The organism is Streptomyces huiliensis, from assembly GCF_020037025.1.
Taxonomy (GTDB): domain Bacteria; phylum Actinomycetota; class Actinomycetes; order Streptomycetales; family Streptomycetaceae; genus Streptomyces; species Streptomyces huiliensis.
Map to the genome: position 1 here is coordinate 54,124 of NZ_JAIQLH010000019.1, position 16,079 is coordinate 70,202.

16 protein-coding genes are annotated in these 16,079 nt (G+C 73.3%); 9 read left to right on the forward strand and 7 right to left on the reverse strand.

Annotation, left to right across the window (positions count from 1 at the left end; genetic code table 11):
• Nucleotides 1-14 precede the first annotated feature (14 nt).
• A complete protein-coding gene (locus JNW98_RS04685) occupies nucleotides 15-1,040 on the forward strand; it encodes a beta family protein (RefSeq protein WP_223766795.1) in 1,026 nt (341 codons plus the stop codon).
• Nucleotides 1,041-1,072: 32 nt separating this feature from the next.
• Here JNW98_RS04685 and JNW98_RS04690 read toward each other — a convergent pair whose 3' ends face one another.
• Entirely contained in the window at nucleotides 1,073-1,369 is a 297-nt protein-coding gene (locus JNW98_RS04690; protein ID WP_223766776.1) for a hypothetical protein, read from the reverse strand.
• A 23-nt stretch (nucleotides 1,370-1,392) separates the two neighbouring features.
• On the opposite strand from JNW98_RS04690, the gene JNW98_RS04695 reads away from it, so the two are divergent.
• A complete protein-coding gene (locus tag JNW98_RS04695) occupies nucleotides 1,393-1,692 on the forward strand; it encodes a hypothetical protein (protein ID WP_223766796.1) in 300 nt (99 codons plus the stop codon).
• Nucleotides 1,664-2,293, forward strand: coding sequence for a hypothetical protein (locus tag JNW98_RS04700; protein ID WP_223766777.1), 630 nt, complete (start codon nucleotides 1,664-1,666; stop codon nucleotides 2,291-2,293). Before JNW98_RS04695 ends, JNW98_RS04700 begins: the two co-directional genes overlap by 29 nt.
• A gap of 57 nt (nucleotides 2,294-2,350) precedes the next feature.
• Here JNW98_RS04700 and exaC read toward each other — a convergent pair whose 3' ends face one another.
• Nucleotides 2,351-3,871 carry an acetaldehyde dehydrogenase ExaC gene (gene exaC / locus JNW98_RS04705; protein ID WP_223766778.1) on the reverse strand — a complete coding sequence of 507 codons (1,521 nt, stop codon included), beginning with the start codon at nucleotides 3,869-3,871 and terminating at the stop codon, nucleotides 2,351-2,353.
• Nucleotides 3,872-4,010: 139 nt separating this feature from the next.
• Between exaC and JNW98_RS04710 the strand changes: the two genes are divergently transcribed.
• Nucleotides 4,011-4,295 carry a holin gene (locus JNW98_RS04710; RefSeq protein WP_223766779.1) on the forward strand — a complete coding sequence of 95 codons (285 nt, stop codon included), beginning with the start codon at nucleotides 4,011-4,013 and terminating at the stop codon, nucleotides 4,293-4,295.
• Between the two features lie 34 nt (nucleotides 4,296-4,329).
• On the opposite strand, the gene aceE is transcribed toward JNW98_RS04710, so the two are convergent.
• Entirely contained in the window at nucleotides 4,330-7,071 is a 2,742-nt protein-coding gene (aceE, locus tag JNW98_RS04715; protein WP_223766780.1) for a pyruvate dehydrogenase (acetyl-transferring), homodimeric type, read from the reverse strand.
• A 533-nt stretch (nucleotides 7,072-7,604) separates the two neighbouring features.
• On the opposite strand from aceE, the gene JNW98_RS04720 reads away from it, so the two are divergent.
• Nucleotides 7,605-8,462: a hypothetical protein gene (locus JNW98_RS04720; RefSeq protein WP_223766781.1), complete on the forward strand. Its 858-nt coding sequence runs from the start codon at nucleotides 7,605-7,607 to the stop codon at nucleotides 8,460-8,462.
• A gap of 279 nt (nucleotides 8,463-8,741) precedes the next feature.
• Here the strand turns inward: JNW98_RS04720 and JNW98_RS37040 are convergent, their stop codons facing one another.
• Complete coding sequence (locus JNW98_RS37040; RefSeq protein WP_504754400.1) at nucleotides 8,742-9,056, reverse strand: zf-HC2 domain-containing protein; 315 nt, start codon at nucleotides 9,054-9,056, stop codon at nucleotides 8,742-8,744.
• Between JNW98_RS37040 and JNW98_RS04730 the strand changes: the two genes are divergently transcribed.
• Together JNW98_RS04730 and JNW98_RS04735 are read left to right on the forward strand one after the other, a co-directional pair.
• Nucleotides 8,980-9,576 (forward strand): sigma-70 family RNA polymerase sigma factor, encoded by a 597-nt coding sequence (locus tag JNW98_RS04730; protein ID WP_223766783.1) that lies wholly within the window; start codon nucleotides 8,980-8,982, stop codon nucleotides 9,574-9,576. The two genes, JNW98_RS37040 and JNW98_RS04730, sit on opposite strands and share 77 nt — an antisense overlap.
• A 174-nt stretch (nucleotides 9,577-9,750) precedes the next feature.
• The gene (locus JNW98_RS04735) at nucleotides 9,751-9,909 is read left to right on the forward strand and encodes a hypothetical protein (protein ID WP_223766784.1); all 159 of its coding nucleotides are present in this window, start codon (nucleotides 9,751-9,753) and stop codon (nucleotides 9,907-9,909) included.
• Nucleotides 9,910-10,501: 592 nt separating this feature from the next.
• Here the strand turns inward: JNW98_RS04735 and JNW98_RS04740 are convergent.
• Genes JNW98_RS04740 through JNW98_RS04750 form a run of 3 tightly spaced genes read right to left on the reverse strand, consistent with a single transcriptional unit; the run spans nucleotide 10,502 to nucleotide 13,508 of the window.
• Nucleotides 10,502-10,996 carry a copper chaperone PCu(A)C gene (locus JNW98_RS04740; protein WP_223766785.1) on the reverse strand — a complete coding sequence of 165 codons (495 nt, stop codon included), beginning with the start codon at nucleotides 10,994-10,996 and terminating at the stop codon, nucleotides 10,502-10,504.
• On the reverse strand, nucleotides 10,993-13,290 hold the full coding sequence (locus tag JNW98_RS04745; RefSeq protein WP_223766786.1) for a heavy metal translocating P-type ATPase: 2,298 nt from the start codon (nucleotides 13,288-13,290) through the stop codon (nucleotides 10,993-10,995). The genes JNW98_RS04740 and JNW98_RS04745 overlap by 4 nt, the downstream gene beginning before the upstream one ends.
• Nucleotides 13,290-13,508, reverse strand: a complete 219-nt coding sequence (locus tag JNW98_RS04750) for a hypothetical protein (RefSeq protein WP_223766787.1) — start codon at nucleotides 13,506-13,508, stop codon at nucleotides 13,290-13,292. Before JNW98_RS04750 ends, JNW98_RS04745 begins: the two co-directional genes overlap by 1 nt.
• Before the next feature lie 264 nt (nucleotides 13,509-13,772).
• On the opposite strand from JNW98_RS04750, the gene JNW98_RS04755 reads away from it, so the two are divergent.
• Nucleotides 13,773-15,047, forward strand: coding sequence for a cytochrome P450 family protein (locus JNW98_RS04755; RefSeq protein ID WP_223766788.1), 1,275 nt, complete (start codon nucleotides 13,773-13,775; stop codon nucleotides 15,045-15,047).
• A gap of 7 nt (nucleotides 15,048-15,054) precedes the next feature.
• Nucleotides 15,055-15,975 carry an L-tyrosine/L-tryptophan isonitrile synthase family protein gene (locus JNW98_RS04760; protein ID WP_223766789.1) on the forward strand — a complete coding sequence of 307 codons (921 nt, stop codon included), beginning with the start codon at nucleotides 15,055-15,057 and terminating at the stop codon, nucleotides 15,973-15,975.
• Nucleotides 15,976-16,079 lie beyond the last annotated feature (104 nt).

Genomic DNA, 16,079 nt, shown 5'->3' on the forward strand with positions numbered 1-16,079 from the left:
TCTATGTTCCCGTTCTGCCGGCCCGGTCGCATGCGGCCGGGGTCTTCCGGCGATTGGCGCCGGACGTTCGGGCCGCGATCAGGCCGCTGTGGAACCTGCCGCCGTTGCCCGGAGTGGCCCAGGAGGCCCTCACCGCAGGGGTGGGGAAGTACGTCGGTCGGGTGAGTGCCGTGAGCCGTCACGGCGGGTGGACCGACGCTCCCTGCGGTGGGGACGCCCAGTTCCCCGCCGTGGACCAAGCGCTCTCAATCTACTGTGAGTTGGGATTGCTGCGGCCGGTCACCGGGCCGGAGAGGACGGAGGCGCGACAGACGGCGGCCGGGGAGACGGCACGGCGCTGTCTGCGCGGACTGGGCGTCCGGGTGCGGGTCACGGGGGAGTGGGACGACCGCCGGGGAGAGCGCGTCCGGAGCCTGCTGGCCCGGACCGGTGCGGAGGTGCCCGTGGACCTGCTGCTCGACATGGAAGCGGTGCTCGACGGCCGGCCTGACGCGAGTAAGGAGGCGCTGTGCGCCCTCGACGCGCTGATGCCCTTGGCGGCCTGGCGGAGCGTTGCGCTGCTCGGCGGGGCCTTTCCTCAGCTGACCGCCGGCATGCTGGAAGGGGGATCGTGCGAGAGGGCGCGGGCGGAGTGGCGCATGTGGCACGAGGTGCGGGCGACGGGCAGGCCCTATACCCCGCTGCTCCGTTACGGCGACTACGGCGTGCAGCCTCCGAGCGCCCTCGCGCAGGCCCCTTCCACGGGGAAGGGAGGGCCGTCCTGGGGCGTGCTCCGTTACACCACTGCCAGTTCGTACCTGCTGTTCAAGACGCTGCCCCGGGGGCCCGACCGGATCGCCGTCACCCGCGGTGCGGCCCGCCGGATCGTCCGGCTGCCCGAGTTCCGGAGAGCGGGAGCCGGAGGCGGTGAGGAATGGCTCAGCGACTGCGCGAACGGCCCGCTCTCAACCAGCGAGGGCATGGGTGGGCGCAGGGAGTGGCTGTGGGCGGGAAACCTTCAGCACATGATGTACGTCGTACGGAGCCTGACCAACGGCTGAGTGGGCCGCCGGGCCCGGCCGCGCCGCGGGACTCAGCCGAACGACACTGCCGGCGCGGTGCCGCCCGCCAGGATCCGCCAGGCGGGCGCCCGCACCACCCTGCTCACCGGACCGGGCTTAGCCCCACGCCCTCCGGAGGGTAGCCCCATGGGCAGGTCGCCTCGCGCGTGGACGAGCCGGAGGCGCCGCGCGGCGTCACCGCCGGGCTCGGGGCCGATCAGTACCGCCGTGTTCTCGCCCGCGTCGGAGAACAACAGGTCCAACGGGTGTCCGCCCACCAGCGCGGTCCGTTTCAGGTCGGTGATGCCCCGGCCGGTCAGGTACCGCACACCGCTGGACCCTGGCCCGCGACCTGCCCCCCCGCACCAACCTCCGTACCAGTACTGAGGAAAACGTTCGGGTCGAGACCGACCGCTCGTATGGCCTCCGAGCACGTACCTACAACCTCACCGTCGCCGAAGACCACACTTACTATGTGCTGGCCGACAAGGCTCCGGTGCTCGTTCACAACAGCGACTGCCCGATCTCGTCGAAATACGGGGACATTACCGAGTCGGGCGGCGGATTACTACCGTCCAGGATCCAAGAAAAATGGACATCAAGATCAGGTTGGGTGAGGACTGATGGCAGAGATGGGCTCGATCGTGACTGACCGCAGCCAGTATCTGCGTGTTCGGTCTCATGCTGCGACCACCTTCGACCTTGACGCCAGGTTGCCCGGCCAGGTCTTCAAGAAGGACATAGGCGACTCACTGTTCTGTGAGTTCGATGCAGTCCTTACCCCGGAATTCTGGCCGGCGCTTTGCACGATGGCGCGGTGGTACGGCGACACATGCGTCGAACTGCTGGTTCTTGAACCGGAGTGCGACGCGTTCTATCTCGCGGATTATCGGATGTACCCGGCGATCTCGCTATCCGTCGAGGCCGGTGTGGATGACTACTGGGCGGCGATCGGTCATGAGCCAGACGGCGACGTCATGGGGTCGATCGCGATTTCGGCGAACGTTATCGCCGTGACCGGCCCTTCCGGAAGGTGGGGATGCTGGGGTGAAAGAGACCCTGAGGTGGCAGTTTTCCGTGGTTTCCCGAGCGCAGCCGCTCAGAACGAATGGCGTACGCAGTTCGGGCCCTTCCTGGGAGTGTCGGAAGCGTTGCAGTCGTATCTTGCGCGGACATTCGCGGGCTGGACTGTGCCGGCTCAGTACGCCACAACCCTGACCGCCAACTACGGGCGTTCAAGCGGTAGACGGTAATAATCTGTCGTTGGTTCCTGCCGAAAATGGCGGGAACCAACGCCTGTCTTCGTGCTGCTAGAAGAACCCAAGCTTCTTCGGGGAGTACGAGACGAGGAGGTTCTTCGTCTGCTGGTAGTGGGACAGCATCATGTGGTGGCCCTCGCGGCCGATGCCTGATTGTTTGTAGCCGCCGAAGGCGGCGTGGGCCGGGTACTGGTGGTAGCAGTTGGTCCAGACGCGGCCGGCCTGGAGGGTGCGGCCGGCGCGGTAGGCGGTGGTGCCGTCGCGGGTCCAGACGCCGGCGCCGAGGCCGTAGAGGGTGTCGTTGGCGAGGGCCATGGCGTCGTCGAAGTCGGTGAAGGGGGTGACGGCTACGACGGGGCCGAAGATCTCCTCCTGGAAAATGCGCATGCTGTTGGAGCCCTCGAAGATCGTGGGCTCGATGTAGTAGCCGCCCTTGAGGTCGCCGCCCGGGTCGAGGCGGTGGCCGCCGGTGAGGAGGCGGGCGCCTTCCTGTCTGCCGATGTCGAAGTAGGAGAGGATCTTCTCCAGTTGGTCGTTGGACGCCTGGGCGCCGATCATGGTGTCCGTGTCCAGGGGGTGGCCCGGGACGATCGCCTCGGTGCGGGCGATGCCCGCGGCGAGGAAGTCGGCGTAGTGGCCGCGCTGGATCAGGGCGCGGGACGGGCAGGTGCAGACCTCGCCCTGGTTGAGGGCGAACATGGTGAAGCCTTCAAGGGCCTTGTCGCGGAAGTCGTCGTCGGCGGAGACGTCGTCGAAGAAGATGTTGGGGCTCTTGCCGCCCAGTTCCAGGGTGACCGGGCGCAGGTTCTCCGAGGCGTACTGCATGATGAGGCGGCCGGTCGTGGTCTCGCCCGTGAACGCGATCTTGGCGACGCGCGGGCTGGAGGCCAGGGGTTTGCCCGCCTCCACGCCGAAGCCGTTGACGACGTTCAGCACTCCCGGAGGCAGGAGGTCGGCCACCAGGTCCAGCCAGACGTGGATCGACGCCGGTGTCTGCTCGGCCGGTTTGAGGACCACCGCGTTGCCCGCCGCCAGCGCCGGGGCCAGTTTCCAGGCCGCCATCAGGAGGGGGAAGTTCCAGGGGATGATCTGGGCGACCACGCCGAGCGGCTCGTGGAAGTGGTACGCGACGGTGTCCTCGTCCAGCTCGGACAGGCTGCCCTCCTGGGCCCGTAACGCGCCCGCGAAGTAGCGGAAGTGGTCGATGGCCAGGGGTATGTCGGCGGCCAGCGTCTCGCGGACGGGTTTGCCGTTCTCCCAGGATTCCGCGACGGCGAGGGCCTCCAGGTGTTCCTCCATGCGGTCCGCGATGCGGAGCAGGACCGCCGCCCGGTCGGCCGGTGCCGTGCGGCCCCACGCGGGGGCCGCTGCGTGCGCGGCGTCCAGGGCGCGCTCGACGTCCTCGGCGGTGCCCCGCGCGATCTCCGTGAAGGGCTCGCCGTTCACCGGCGTCGGGTTCTCGAAGTAGCCGCCCCGGGCGGGCGGTCGGTACTCGCCGCCGATCCAGTGGTCGTAGCGCGGGCGGTACGAGACGACGGCGTCGGGGGAGCCGGGGGACGCGTAACGGGCCATGCGGCCAACCTCCTTGGGCACGGCCGCCCGTGCCGTCACGGGCGGCGACGCCGGATCGCTACCCACGGACGGCTTGCGGTAGGCCCCGATGATGTGGTGTACACATCATCAGACCCCACCGAAAGAGACGGACGGACCCATGAACAAGAAGGTGCTCGCCGACATAGCCGAACGGACCATCGCCGCCTACCTGACCACCTTCCTCGGCCTCCTCATCGCCGACGGGTTCGACCTGACCGACGTCTCCGCCCTCAAGGCCGCCGCCATCGCCTCCCTGCCCGCCGCCCTCTCGGTGATCAAGGGAGCGCTCGGACGGTACGTCGGCGACGACGACAGCGTGGCGTGGCTGCCCAGCCGGCGGCGGCGCAAGCGGGCCGCGGCGGGAGCGGGAGCGGGGGCGGGTGCGGGGAAGGCGTCCTCCTGACGGATCGGCGAGTAAGGAAGCTGGACGACAAGGGTCAGCTTCCTACCCCGTACCGCTCCGCCGCCTCCCGTACCGTCTCCGGCTTCACCTCGCCCCGGCGCCGCAGCGCGTCCAGCGCGGCCACCGCGATCGACCCCGGGTCGACGCCGAAGTGCCGGCGGGCCGCCTCCCGGGTGTCCGAGAGTCCGAAACCGTCCGTGCCGAGGGACGTCCAGTCCTGCTCCACCCACGGCGCGATCTGGTCGGGAACCGCTCGCATCCAGTCGCTGACCGCCAACACCGGTCCCGGAGCGCCGTGCAGGGCCCGCGTGATGTACGGGATCCGGTCCTCGCCCGGTACGGCGCCCCGCAGCCGGGCCGCGTCGCAGGCCAGGGCGTCGCGGCGGAGCTCCGTCCAGGACGGCGCGGACCAGACGTCGGCGGCCACGCCCCAGTCGTCGGCGAGCAGCCGCTGGGCGTCCAGGGCCCAGTGGACGGCCGTGCCGGAGGAGAGCAGCTGCAGGCGGGGGGCCTCGGCGGGCAGGCCGTCCGCCTCCCGGTAGCGGTAGAGGCCCTTGAGGATCCCCTCCTCCACCCCGGGCGGCATCGGCGGCTGCGCTTTGGGCTCGTTGTAGACGGTCAGGTAGTAGAAGACGTTCTCGGAGTCGGGGCCGAACGCGTCCGATCCGAACGCGTCCGGTCCGAACATCCGCCGCAGGCCCTCGCGCACGATCACCCCCACCTCGTACGCGAACGCCGGGTCGTACGCGACCGCCGGGTCGTACGCGACCGCCGGGTCGTACGCGACCGCCGCCGGGTTGGTGGAGGCGATCAGGTGCGAGTGCCCGTCGGCGTGCTGGAGGCCCTCGCCGGTCATCGTCGTGCGGCCGGCGGTCGCCCCGATGATGAAACCGCGCCCCAACTGATCGGCGAGCGCCCAGAACTGATCAGCCGTGCGCTGCCAGCCGAACATCGAGTAGAAGATGTAGAACGGGATCACGGGCTCGCCGTGTGTCGCGTACGACGTCGCCGCCGCCGTGAAGGAGGCCAGCGAACCCGCCTCCGTGATCCCCTCGTTGAGGATCTGGCCGTCCCTCGCCTCCCGGTAGTACAGGAGCTGGTCGCGGTCGACGGGGTCGTACGTCTGCCCGGACGGCGAGTAGAGGCCCGCCGACGGGAACAGGGACTCCATGCCGAAGGTCCGGGCCTCGTCCGGGACCACCGGGACCCAGCGCCGGCCGGTCCCCTCCTCCCGCATCAGGTCCTTGACCAGCCGGACGAACGCCATGGTGGTGGCGATCTCCTGGTTCCCCGAGCCCTTCGCCAGGGCCTCGAACGGCCTGGGCCCCGGCTCCGGCAGCGCCGCGGCCGTCACCCTGCGGGCCGGGGCCGGGCCGCCGAGCGCCGCGCGGCGCTCGCGCAGGTACCGGACCTCGGGGGAGTCCTCGCCGGGGTGGGCGTACGGCGGCAGGCCACCGCCCAGGTCCCGGTCGGGGATGGGCAGTTCGAGCAGGTCCCGCAGGGCGCGGAACTCCTCGCCCGTCAGCTTCTTCATCTGGTGGTTGGCGTTCCGGGACGCGAAGCCCGGGCCGAGCGTGTGCCCCTTGACCGTCTGCACGAGGACGACGGTCGGCGCGCCCCGGTGCTCGACGGCCGCCCGGTACGCGGCGTAGACCTTCCGCGGCTCGTGCCCCGCGCGGGACGCACCGAACAGCTCCAGCAACTCCGCGTCGCCCAGTTCGGCGCCGAGCGCCCGCAGCGCCGGGTCGGAGCCGGAGAAGCCGAAGAAGTGGTCGCGGACGTAGCCGGCGTCCCGGGTCGCGTACGTCTGGAACTGGGCGTCCGGGACCTCGCCCAGCCGGCGGACGAGCGCGCCGGTGGTGTCCCGGGCGAGGACGCCGTCCCACGCCGCGCCCCACAGGGCCTTCACGACGTGCCAGCCCGCCGCCCGGAACTGCGCCTCCAACTCCTGCACGATCTTGAAGTTGGGGCGGACGGGCCCGTCGAGGCGCTGGAGGTTGCAGTTGACGACGAAGGTGAGGTTGTCCAGGCGTTCGCGTGCGGCGAGGGCGAGGGCGGCGGTCGACTCGGGCTCGTCCATCTCGCCGTCGCCGAGGAACGCCCACACCCGGGAGCGCGAGGTGTCCTTGATGCCGCGGTGCTCCAGGTAACGGTTGAAGCGCGCCTGGTAGATCGCGGAGAGCGGGCCCAGCCCCATGGACACCGTGGGGAACTCCCAGAACCAGGGCAGCCGGCGCGGGTGCGGATACGACGGCAGTCCGTCGCCGCCCGCCTCCTGGCGGAAGCGGTCGAGCCGGTCCGCGCCGATCCGGCCCTCCAGGAAGGCGCGGGCGTAGACGCCGGGGGAGGCGTGGCCCTGGAGGAACAGCTGGTCGCCGCTGCCGTCGGCCTCCTTGCCGCGGAAGAAGTGCTGGAACCCCGTCTCGTAGAGCCAGGCGGCCGAGGCGTACGTCGCGATGTGGCCGCCGAGCCCGGCGCGCTGGTTGCCGCGGCTCACCATGACGGCCGCGTTCCACCGGTTCCAGGCGGTGACGCGGCGTTCCAGGTCCGCGTCGCCGGGGTGGTCCGGTTCCTCGGCGGTGGGGATGGTGTTGACGTACGGGGTCTCCGGGAGCCGTGGGAGGTCCACGCCGGTCCGCGCGGCGTGCTCCGCCATCCGCCGCAGCAGGTACGCGGCCCGGTGCGGGCCGCCGGTCCGGACGGCGGCGTCCAGGGACTCCAGCCACTCGGCGACCTCCGCCGGGTCACGGTCGGGCAGCTGGTCGAGCTGGGACATGGGTGATCCCCTTTCGCGTTCCCGGTGCGATGCCGCCGGGAGGGTGTTCCGGTGAGCGGAAGATGTATTCCGGCGACAGTCGACGCTAGGTGGGTGCCGCGGGCCTGGTCAACGGTTACTGGTGAGTAATGATCGATGATCGATCATTTAGAGAAGGTGAAGGTGAACTCGAGAAGGTGAAGGCGAAGCGGAAGCGCTCCTTTCACACGGGGTGTGACCGCCGCACTCCAAGCCGGCCCCCGCACACGTTCCGGGCCGTCCGCCCGGCGGGTGACACTGAGCCTGCGAGTCCCACTGGCGCGACGGGACCGGACTGCCGGTCTTCCCCCCGAGCCGGCGGCCCGCCGCCCCGTACCGCCGGGCGGACGGTACGGGGCGGAGCCGCGCCCCTGGGGAACGAAGGGGCCCGTGCGACGGGGGAGCGACCGGGGGCGACGGACGGCGACGGAGGACGACGGAAGAAGGGGCCGAACGCGCGAACATGCGCACCCCGCCGTCGCGCCGCGCGGCGCGGGTGCAACGATGTGCACGTCATGAGTGCAGCACAGCAGGCGGGGCAGGCACCGCGCGCACTGCGGGCCGCGATGTTCGCGGCGGTCTGCGTGCTGCTCGCCGCGCTCGGCCACGCCCTCATGTCCGGGACCGACGTCCCGTGGTGGGCGATCGTCGCCGCGCTGTCCGGCACGGGCGGCTGCGCCTGGTTCCTCGCCGGACGCGAACGCGGACCGCTGCTCATCACCCTCGCCACCGTCGGCGCCCAGACGGCGCTGCACTTCTTCTTCACGCTGGCCCAGCTCGTCTCCGAGGCGGGGGCCCGGGCGGGAGGCGCCGGGGGCCACGGCGCGGGCGCCCAGCCGTCGCCGAGCTTCTTCTCCCGGCTGACCTGCGGCGCCGTCCCGAGGACGGACCTCGGCGGGGGCGCGGGGGACGGTACGGCGATGGGCGGCATGCTCGCGGACGGCACGTCGCCCGGCGGGACCCCGTCGTCCGGCGGCACGTCCCTGTCCATGGGGGCCATGGACGGCGCGGACGGCATGAGCGGCATGAGCGCGACGGACGGCATGGACGGCATGCACGGCATGCACATGGACATGCTGGGCATCCACGGCCTCCACGGACCCGTCGGCATGTGGTCCGCGCACGTGCTCGTCGCCCTGATCTGCGGCCTCTGGCTGTCCGGCGGCGAACAGGGCGCCTTCCGGCTCGGACGGGCCGTCGGCGCCCGCCTCTTCGCCCCGCTGCTCCTCCTCTTCGGCGACCCGGCCCCCGGCCCGCGGCCCCCGCGAATCCGCGCCGGCCTGGGCCGTGCCGCCCAGCGGCTGCGCCGGCTGCTGTACGCGTACGCCCTGATCACCCGGGGTCCACCCGCCGCCCTCGCCGTCGGCCGCTGAACCCCCGACCACCCACCCCCGTCCGCCCGGTCGTCCCGCGCGGACCCCTCGGGTGCCTTGCGGGGTGCTTCCGCCGACGGCCGCCGGACAGGCCGTGACACGTTCCCGGGCCGTCCGCCGCCCCGCGGCCGGACGCCCGGATTCCAGGAAGGACCCCGGGCAATGACCCCTGCCCGCAACCAGGACGTGCCGCGACGGCACGTCCCTCCCTCGGCCGCCGCGCCGAACGGGAACCGACCCGCCGACGCCGCGCCGAACGGGATCCGCTCAGCCGACCGCTCAGCCGACGCCGAGCCGCGCGGCCAGCACCTTCAGCCGGCGGGCCCGTTCGCCCCACCGGTGGCAGGCCGCACAGCCCCGTACATGCGTCTCCAGCGCCACACAGGTGACGCCCGGCGGGGGTGCCTCGCCGTCGATGCGGGCGGACAGGGCGGTACGTACGTCGCTGCAGTGCACCCGGCCATCGTCCCCGGCACCGGCCCGCGCCGGTCCACCGCCCCCCGCGCGGGAGGCCGCCGTGCGTGACGACGAGACGGTCACCGCTTGGGCGCTGGCCGCCCGCGGCGGCGACGCCGACGCGGTGGAACGGTTCATCCGCGCCACGCAGACCGACGTCCGCCGGTACGTGGCCCGGCTGAGCAACGACCCGCAGGGCGCGGACGACCTGGTACAGGAGACGTACCTGCGCGCCCTGCGCTCGCTGCCGCGCTTCGAAGGGCGGTCCTCCGCCCGGACCTGGCTGCTGTCCATCGCCCGGCGCACGGTCGTCGACCGGCTCCGCTTCCTCGCGGCCCGGCCGCGGCTGTCGGACACGGACGACTGGCAGTCGGCGGCGGAGCGCACCCAGTCCGCCGTCCTGCCCGGTTTCGACGAGGGCGTCGCCCTGTCGCAGCTGCTCGACCGGCTGCCCTACGAGCGCCGCGAGGCCTTCGTCCTGACCCAGCTGCTCGGCCTGCCGTACGCGGAGGCGGCACTGGTCGCGGGCTGCCCGATCGGCACCGTCCGCTCGCGCGTGGCGCGGGCGCGGGAGGCGCTGATCGACCAGCTGGAGACGGCCGAACGGGAGAGCGCGGCGCGGATGCCGGTCCTGGCCGGGGCGGGGGCCGGCTGCTGACCCGTCCGGCGGGCGTCGGAGGCGCGACGGCGCGCCGCCCCGGGGGGCTTCCCGGGGCGGCGCACCGGCAGCCGCTGCCGGTCCGGGGGCCGGGGCCGTCCCCGGTCCTCAGGCCCCGGTCCGGGCTCAGGCCGCGGCCCCGGTGCGGGCCGGGCCGCGGCCTTGACGGCGGGGGTGAACCGTACGACGCGCCCGGCCCGGACTCGGGCCGCGGCGCCGCGCCACGTCGAGAGCGTCCGTCCCCGCCTCATCGACGTCCTGACGCTAGAACAGGTCGGCCGGCTGGGCGGCATCGGCGAGGCGCTGCTCAAACACCTGGTGCCGGGGAAGTGAGCGCGGTTCCTGGGCTGCGCGGGGGACGGGTTCGGGGTGACCGGTACGGCGTTTCCGCGCGAGGAGGAGATGGGCGCTAGGACGCCGAACCACCGTACGGAACCCCGCCGTCCGCGTGCCCGTCGTTCCCGCCGGAGTCCCCTCCGCCGCACCTGTTTCCGTGGCCCCCGACATCCCATGCTCCGGCATCCGACCGCTCGGCGTCACCGCCGGCGGCGGACGCCCCGCCGGCCCGTCCGCCGCCGGCCGGCCCCGCGGACGCTTCTCCCCGCCCCGAGCCCCGGGCCAGCAGCATGAGGCAGGCCGCGAGGAGGAAGAGCGGGAGGAACCACAGCAAACCGCCCGTGAACCGCATGTCCATCGATCCCCCTGGACGCGCTCACCGGCTCGCGTCGGAGCGCGGGGCGCCTTGCAGGCGTTGTGCCCGCGGGCCCCTCGGCTCAAGCGGCGGCGGCGGACCCGCCGCACGGTTCGTACGAACCGCCGACATAAAGCCGACATAAAGCCGACATGAAGCCGGTGCACAAGTCGAGCGGCCCGCAGGACGCCCGAAGCGTCCCGCGAGCCGCCGAGCGAGCTCCCGTCGTCCCGCCTACCGCGGCGGCGCCGCGTCGTTCCCCGGCCGTACGACTTCAGCCTCCACCCGTACGGTGCCGGTCTCGCGGAACCGCAGTTCGAGCGGGAGCCGGTCGCCGACGGCGAGCCGCGGCGGGCGGTTGATCATGATGTCGGTGCCGTGCGGGGACATCGCGACGACGTCGCGGGCCGGCACGGTCACCGAGCGGATCATCCGCATGCTCCCCGCCCCGTCCTTGGTGACCGTCCGGGCGAGCATGGCACCGCCCGCCGAGGGGGCCGTGACGGAGACCAGCTCGTCGTCCGCGTCGCCCCTGTTGGTGAGCCGTACGAACGCCGCCGTGTCGTCGCCGTCGAAGGGCAGGAGCACGCGGGCGTCCTCCGCGACGACCTCGGCGGGCCGGCCCGCCGCGCCGGACGCCGTCCAGGCGCCGAGGCCGCCGAGGGTCACCACGCAGGCGGCGACGGGGACGAGCGCGGCCTTGGCGGCCTGGATCACGGGGTTGTTCATGCGACGGCCTTCCGAGGACGGGGAGCGCCCTTGCGGGCGGGGGCGGTCGTACGGGCGGGGGCCGGCTGCCAGCCGCGCAGCCGCAGGCTGTTGCCGACGACGAGGAGGGAGCTGACCGACATCGCCGCCGCCGCGACCATCGGGCTGAGCAGCCCGACCGCGGCGAGCGGCACGGTCACCACGTTGTAGCCGAAGGCCCAGGCCAGGTTGGCGCGTACGGTCAGCGAGGTGCGGCGGGCCAGCCGCACGGCGTCGGCCAGGGCGCCCATGTCCTCGCGGACCAGCGTCACGTCGGCCGCGCCGATGGCCGCGTCGGTGCCGCTGCCCATGGCGATGCCGAGGTCGGCGCCGGCCAGGGCGGCGGTGTCGTTGACGCCGTCGCCGATGACCGCGACCCGGTGGCCCTTCTCGCGCAGCGCGCGGACGAGGTCCGCCTTGCCCTCCGGCGTGACCTTCGCGTGTACCTCGGCGATGCCCAGTTCGGCGGCGACGGCCTGGGCCGCGGCCTCGCCGTCGCCGGTGGCCAGCACCGGCCGCAGGCCGAGCCGCTTGAGGTGGTCGACGGCCCGGTAGCTGCCGGCGCGGACCGTGTCGCCCAGGGCGATCACGGCCTCGACGGTGTCCTCGACCCGGACGGCCACGACCGTCCGGCCGTCCCGCCCGGCGCTCCGGACGGCCTCGGCGAGCGCGTCGGGGAGCCCGTCCGCCTCCGCCCGGACGACCTCGACGCGCTTGCCGTCCACCACGGCCCGGACGCCCACGCCGGCCGTGGCCGCGAACTCCTCGGCGGCGGGCAGCGGACCGTCCGCCTCCGCCAGCCCGTGGGCGTGCACGGCCCGGCCCACCGGGTGCTCGGAACCGGCCTCGGCCGCCGCCGCGTACCGCAGTGCGGCCTCCGGACCGCAGCCGCCCTCGCGGGCCGCCACCTCGGTCACGGCCATCGAACCGGTGGTCAGCGTGCCGGTCTTGTCGAGGACGACCGTGTCCACCCGGCGCAGCCCCTCCAGCGCCTGCGGGCCGCTGACCAGGATGCCGAGCCCGGCGCCCCGGCCGGTCGCGGCGAGCAGCGCGGTCGGGGTGGCCAGGCCCAGGGCGCAGGGGCAGGCGACGACGAGGACGGCGACGGCGGCGGTGATCGCCGCCTGCGGGGACGCGCCGGCGCCCAGCCAGAAGCCGAGGACCGTGACGGCGACCGCCAGCACGGCCGGGACGAAGACGCCGGCGATCGCGTCGGCGAGGCGCTGCACCCGGGCCTTGCCCGCCTGCGCGTCCTCCACCAGCCGGGTGATCCGCGCCAGTTGGGTGTCCGCGCCGACGGCCTCCGCCCGTACCTCCAGCAGCCCGCCGGAGTTGACGGCGCCGCCGATCACGGCCGTACCGGGCGTGACGTCGACGGGCGCGCTCTCGCCCGTGACCAGCGACAGGTCCAGGGCCGAACTGCCCGCCACCACCGTCCCGTCGGTGGCGACGCGCTCGCCCGGCCGGACGAGGAAGCGGTCGCCGACCCGCAGTTCCGCGACGGGAATGCGGCGCTCCTCGCCGTCCGCCGTCCGCACGGCGACGTCCTTGGCGGCGAGGGACGCGAGCGCCCGCAGCGCCGAACCGGTGCCGGCCCGGGCCCGGGACTCCAGCAGCCGCCCGGTCAGCACGAACAGCGGGACGGCGACGACCGCCTCGAGGTAGACGTCCGCCGTGCCCGGCATGGTCTCCGGCCACAGCGTGAACGGCATCCGCATGTCCGGATCGCCGGCGCCGCCGAAGAACAGCGCGTACACGGACCAGGCGTAGGAGGCGAGGACGCCGAGGGAGACGAGGGTGTCCATCGTCGCCGCGGCCCCGCGCAGGCCGCGCAGCGCCTTGGAGTGGAACGGCCAGGCGCCCCACGCGGCGACGGGCGTGGCGAGGGCGAAGCACAGCCACTGCCAGTTGCGGAACTGCAGCCCCGGGGCCATCGAGAGCACCAGCACGGGTACCGACAGCACGGCGGTGATCAGCAGCCGGACGAGGGGCGACGAGCCGGTGCCGGCCTCCTCCTCAGGGGCTTCCTCGGTCTTCGGCCGGGGCAGCGCGGCGGTGAACCCGAGGCCCTCCACGACCGCCATGAGCTCGTCGGCGGTCACGGCCTCGGGGTGGCTGACGCGGGCCCGGCCGGTGGCGAGGTTGACGCTGGCGGTCACGCCGTCCAGCCGGCCGAGCTTCTTCTCGACGCGGTTGACGCACGCGGCGCAGGTCATGCCGCCGACGATGATCTCGGTCTCGGCGGCGGGGGAGGCGGTGGTGGTCGTCGCGCTCATCAGTGCCCCATCCCGGGCATGCCGTCCATGCCCCCGCTGCCTCCGCCGCTCCGGCCGGAGCCCGGATCGGACGCGCCCCCGCCATCACTGCGGTGCATGCCGGGGGAGACGGGACCGGCCGCGGAACCGACGGCGTAGGCGACCCCGAACAGGGCCGCGAGCAGCAGGACGAAGCCGGACAGCAGGCTGTACGGACTGAGGGAATGACGTGCGGTCATCGCCGCATCGTGACATGCCGGAGGCCGCTCACCGCAGTCGGAGGCGCCGAGACGGCACGTGAGGATTGTCCCTTCCGCTTCGGGGAACTCGCCCGGCCGGTCGGCCGACTACCTGGAGATAAGGCGGGCCTTCAGCGAGATAGAGAGGGCCTTCGGCCGGCGGGCAGGGACGGAACCGCGCACGAACGGCACGAACGTACGGGAACTCACCACCCCTGACGCACGACTTCCTCACCGTTCACGTTTCACGAGGAGCCCAAGCACGTGCCCACGCCCGACCCCATACCCCTCTCCGACCCCATACCCCTCTCCGGCCCCGCCTACAAGCGCGACCCCTACCCCCTCTACGCGCGGATGCGCGAAGCCGGCCCGGTCCACCGCGTCGTCTTCCCCAGCGGCGTCACGGCCTGGCTGGTCACCGGGTACGCCGCCGCCCAGCGCACCCTCGCCGACCCGCGGCTGGGCAAGAACCACGCCCTGGGCAACGACCGCTGGCGCGCCCGCGCCTCGATCATGCCGGAGCCCCAGCACTCCCGGCTCCAGGCGCACCTCCTCCACCAAGACCCGCCGAAGCACACCGGCATGCGCCGGCTGATCACGGACGCCTTCGCGCCGCGGCGCGTCGAGGCGCTGCGGCCGCGCTTCCAGGAGCTGGCGGACGAGCTCGTGGACGCCCTGCCGGCGGCCGGCGGCCCGCACGGCGCGGCCGACCTGGTCCAGGGGTTCGCCGCCCACTTCCCCTTCCGGGTCCTGGCCGAGGTCATCGGCCTGCCGCCGCACCTCGCCGCCCGCTTCCGGCGCGAGTGGGGCGGTGTGGTGGCCCCCGTGGGCCCCACCGACCCCGGGCGTCCCGCCTACGAGGCGCTGCTGCGCGGCCTGGAGGACTACATCGCCGAGGTGGTCGCCGACCGGCGGGCCACCGACGGCGACGGGCTGCTGTGCCGGCTGGTCGCCGCCCGCGACGCGGGTGAACTGACGCCCGAGGAGCTGGACTCCATGATCTTCCAGCTGCTGGTGGCCGGCCAGGAACCGGTGACCAACCAGATCACCACCGCCCTCGTCGCCCTCTTCCGCCACCCCGAGGCGCTGGAGCGACTGCGCGCCGAACCGTCCCTCATGCCCGCCGCGGTCGAGGAACTGCTCCGTCTGGACGGCGCGTTCGAGCTCACCACCTGGCGCTTCCTCGCCGAGGACGCCGAGTTGCACGGAACCCGCGTCCCGGCGGGCGACTCCGTGATCGTCTCCCTGTGCGCCGCCAACCGCGACCCGGAACGCTTCCCGGACCCGGACCGCCTCGACCTGGACCGCGCCCAGGGCTCCCACCTCGCCTTCGGGCACGGCATCCACTTCTGCCCCGGCGCCGCGCTCGCCCGCATCGAACTCCAGGTCGCCCTGGGCACCCTGCTCGCCCGCCTGCCCGGCCTCCGCCTGGCCGTCCCGGACGAGGAACTGCGCTGGATCCCGGCCGTCCTCGGCCGCGGCACGGCGGAGCTGCCGGTGGCGTACGACGGGCCGCGCTGCCCGTACGGGCGGGGGTGACGGCGCCATGACGACCGGCATCGCGCCGGCGGTGACAGACACCGCCACCGAGGTCCTGCGCCTCCTCCTGCCGTACCACCGGACGACCGGGCCGGGGTCGCCGAACCCGGCCGACCACCTCGAAACGCTGCGGCAGATCCGCCGGTTCACGGATGCCGGCGACCCCGTCGTCCTCACCCTGCCCGGCTTCCCCTGCAAGTCGCCCAACCCGGCCAAGGTCCTGGGCCACCTCCCCGACGAGGGCGAACGCCTCTCCCTGACCTTCCTCGACCGGCTCTGCGCGCGCGTCGGCGAGGTCTACGAGCCCGGGGCCCGGATCGTCATCTGCTCGGACGGGCACATCTTCGGCGACGTCATCCACGTCCCGGACGAGCACATCGACGCGTACGGCGACGCCCTGCGCGCCATGATCGACGCGGAGGGGCTGCGGCACCTCGACACGTTCGACCTGCGGGCGGTGCACGGGGACGCCGACCACGACACCAAACGGCGGCTGGTGACGGAGGCGTACGCGCCCTCCGCGGACGCCCTGCGCGCCCTCGTCCGCGCCGACGAGGAGACCGCCCGGCTCTACCGGGGCATCACCCGTTTCCTCTTCGAGGACACGGCGGACTTCGACGGCAGCCGGTCGGCGCTGCAGCGTGACTGCCGGGCCCGGGCGTACGAGGTGATCGCCCGGAGCCGGGCTTGGGGTGAGCTCATCGCGGAGCACTTTCCGCGGCAGGTGCGGCTGTCCATTCATCCGCAGGCGGTGGGGGCGGAGAAGTTCGGGATCCGGTTGCTGGAAGCGGGGGATGCTTGGGCTACGCCTTGGCATACGGTGCTTCTGCTCCAGGGCGGTGCTGCTCGGCTCGTGCGGCGGGAGGAGGCCGAGCGGGTGGGGCGGCTGGTGCGGCGGGGTGGGCGGCCCAGCCACTTCGTGGGGTGAGCCCCGGTCCCGCCCCTTCGCCGCTCGTCCTCAAACGCGGGACGGGCTGATTTCAGCCCGTCCGGCGTTTGAGGACAACCGCGCGGAGCGCGGTTTCGGGGGTG

Excerpts from the sequence above, each read along its gene's own strand:
- JNW98_RS04700 (WP_223766777.1), top strand. The coding sequence starts at position 1,664 with ATGGCAGAGATGGGCTCGATCGTGACTGACCGCAGCCAGTATCTGCGT.
- exaC (WP_223766778.1), bottom strand. The coding sequence starts at position 3,871 with ATGGCCCGTTACGCGTCCCCCGGCTCCCCCGACGCCGTCGTCTCGTAC.
- JNW98_RS04710 (WP_223766779.1), top strand. The coding sequence starts at position 4,011 with ATGAACAAGAAGGTGCTCGCCGACATAGCCGAACGGACCATCGCCGCC.
- aceE (WP_223766780.1), bottom strand. The coding sequence starts at position 7,071 with ATGTCCCAGCTCGACCAGCTGCCCGACCGTGACCCGGCGGAGGTCGCC.
- JNW98_RS04720 (WP_223766781.1), top strand. The coding sequence starts at position 7,605 with ATGAGTGCAGCACAGCAGGCGGGGCAGGCACCGCGCGCACTGCGGGCC.
- JNW98_RS37040 (WP_504754400.1), bottom strand. The coding sequence starts at position 9,056 with ATGAACCGTTCCACCGCGTCGGCGTCGCCGCCGCGGGCGGCCAGCGCC.
- JNW98_RS04740 (WP_223766785.1), bottom strand. The coding sequence starts at position 10,996 with ATGAACAACCCCGTGATCCAGGCCGCCAAGGCCGCGCTCGTCCCCGTC.
- JNW98_RS04745 (WP_223766786.1), bottom strand. The coding sequence starts at position 13,290 with ATGAGCGCGACGACCACCACCGCCTCCCCCGCCGCCGAGACCGAGATC.
- JNW98_RS04750 (WP_223766787.1), bottom strand. The coding sequence starts at position 13,508 with ATGACCGCACGTCATTCCCTCAGTCCGTACAGCCTGCTGTCCGGCTTC.
- JNW98_RS04760 (WP_223766789.1), top strand. The coding sequence starts at position 15,055 with ATGACGACCGGCATCGCGCCGGCGGTGACAGACACCGCCACCGAGGTC.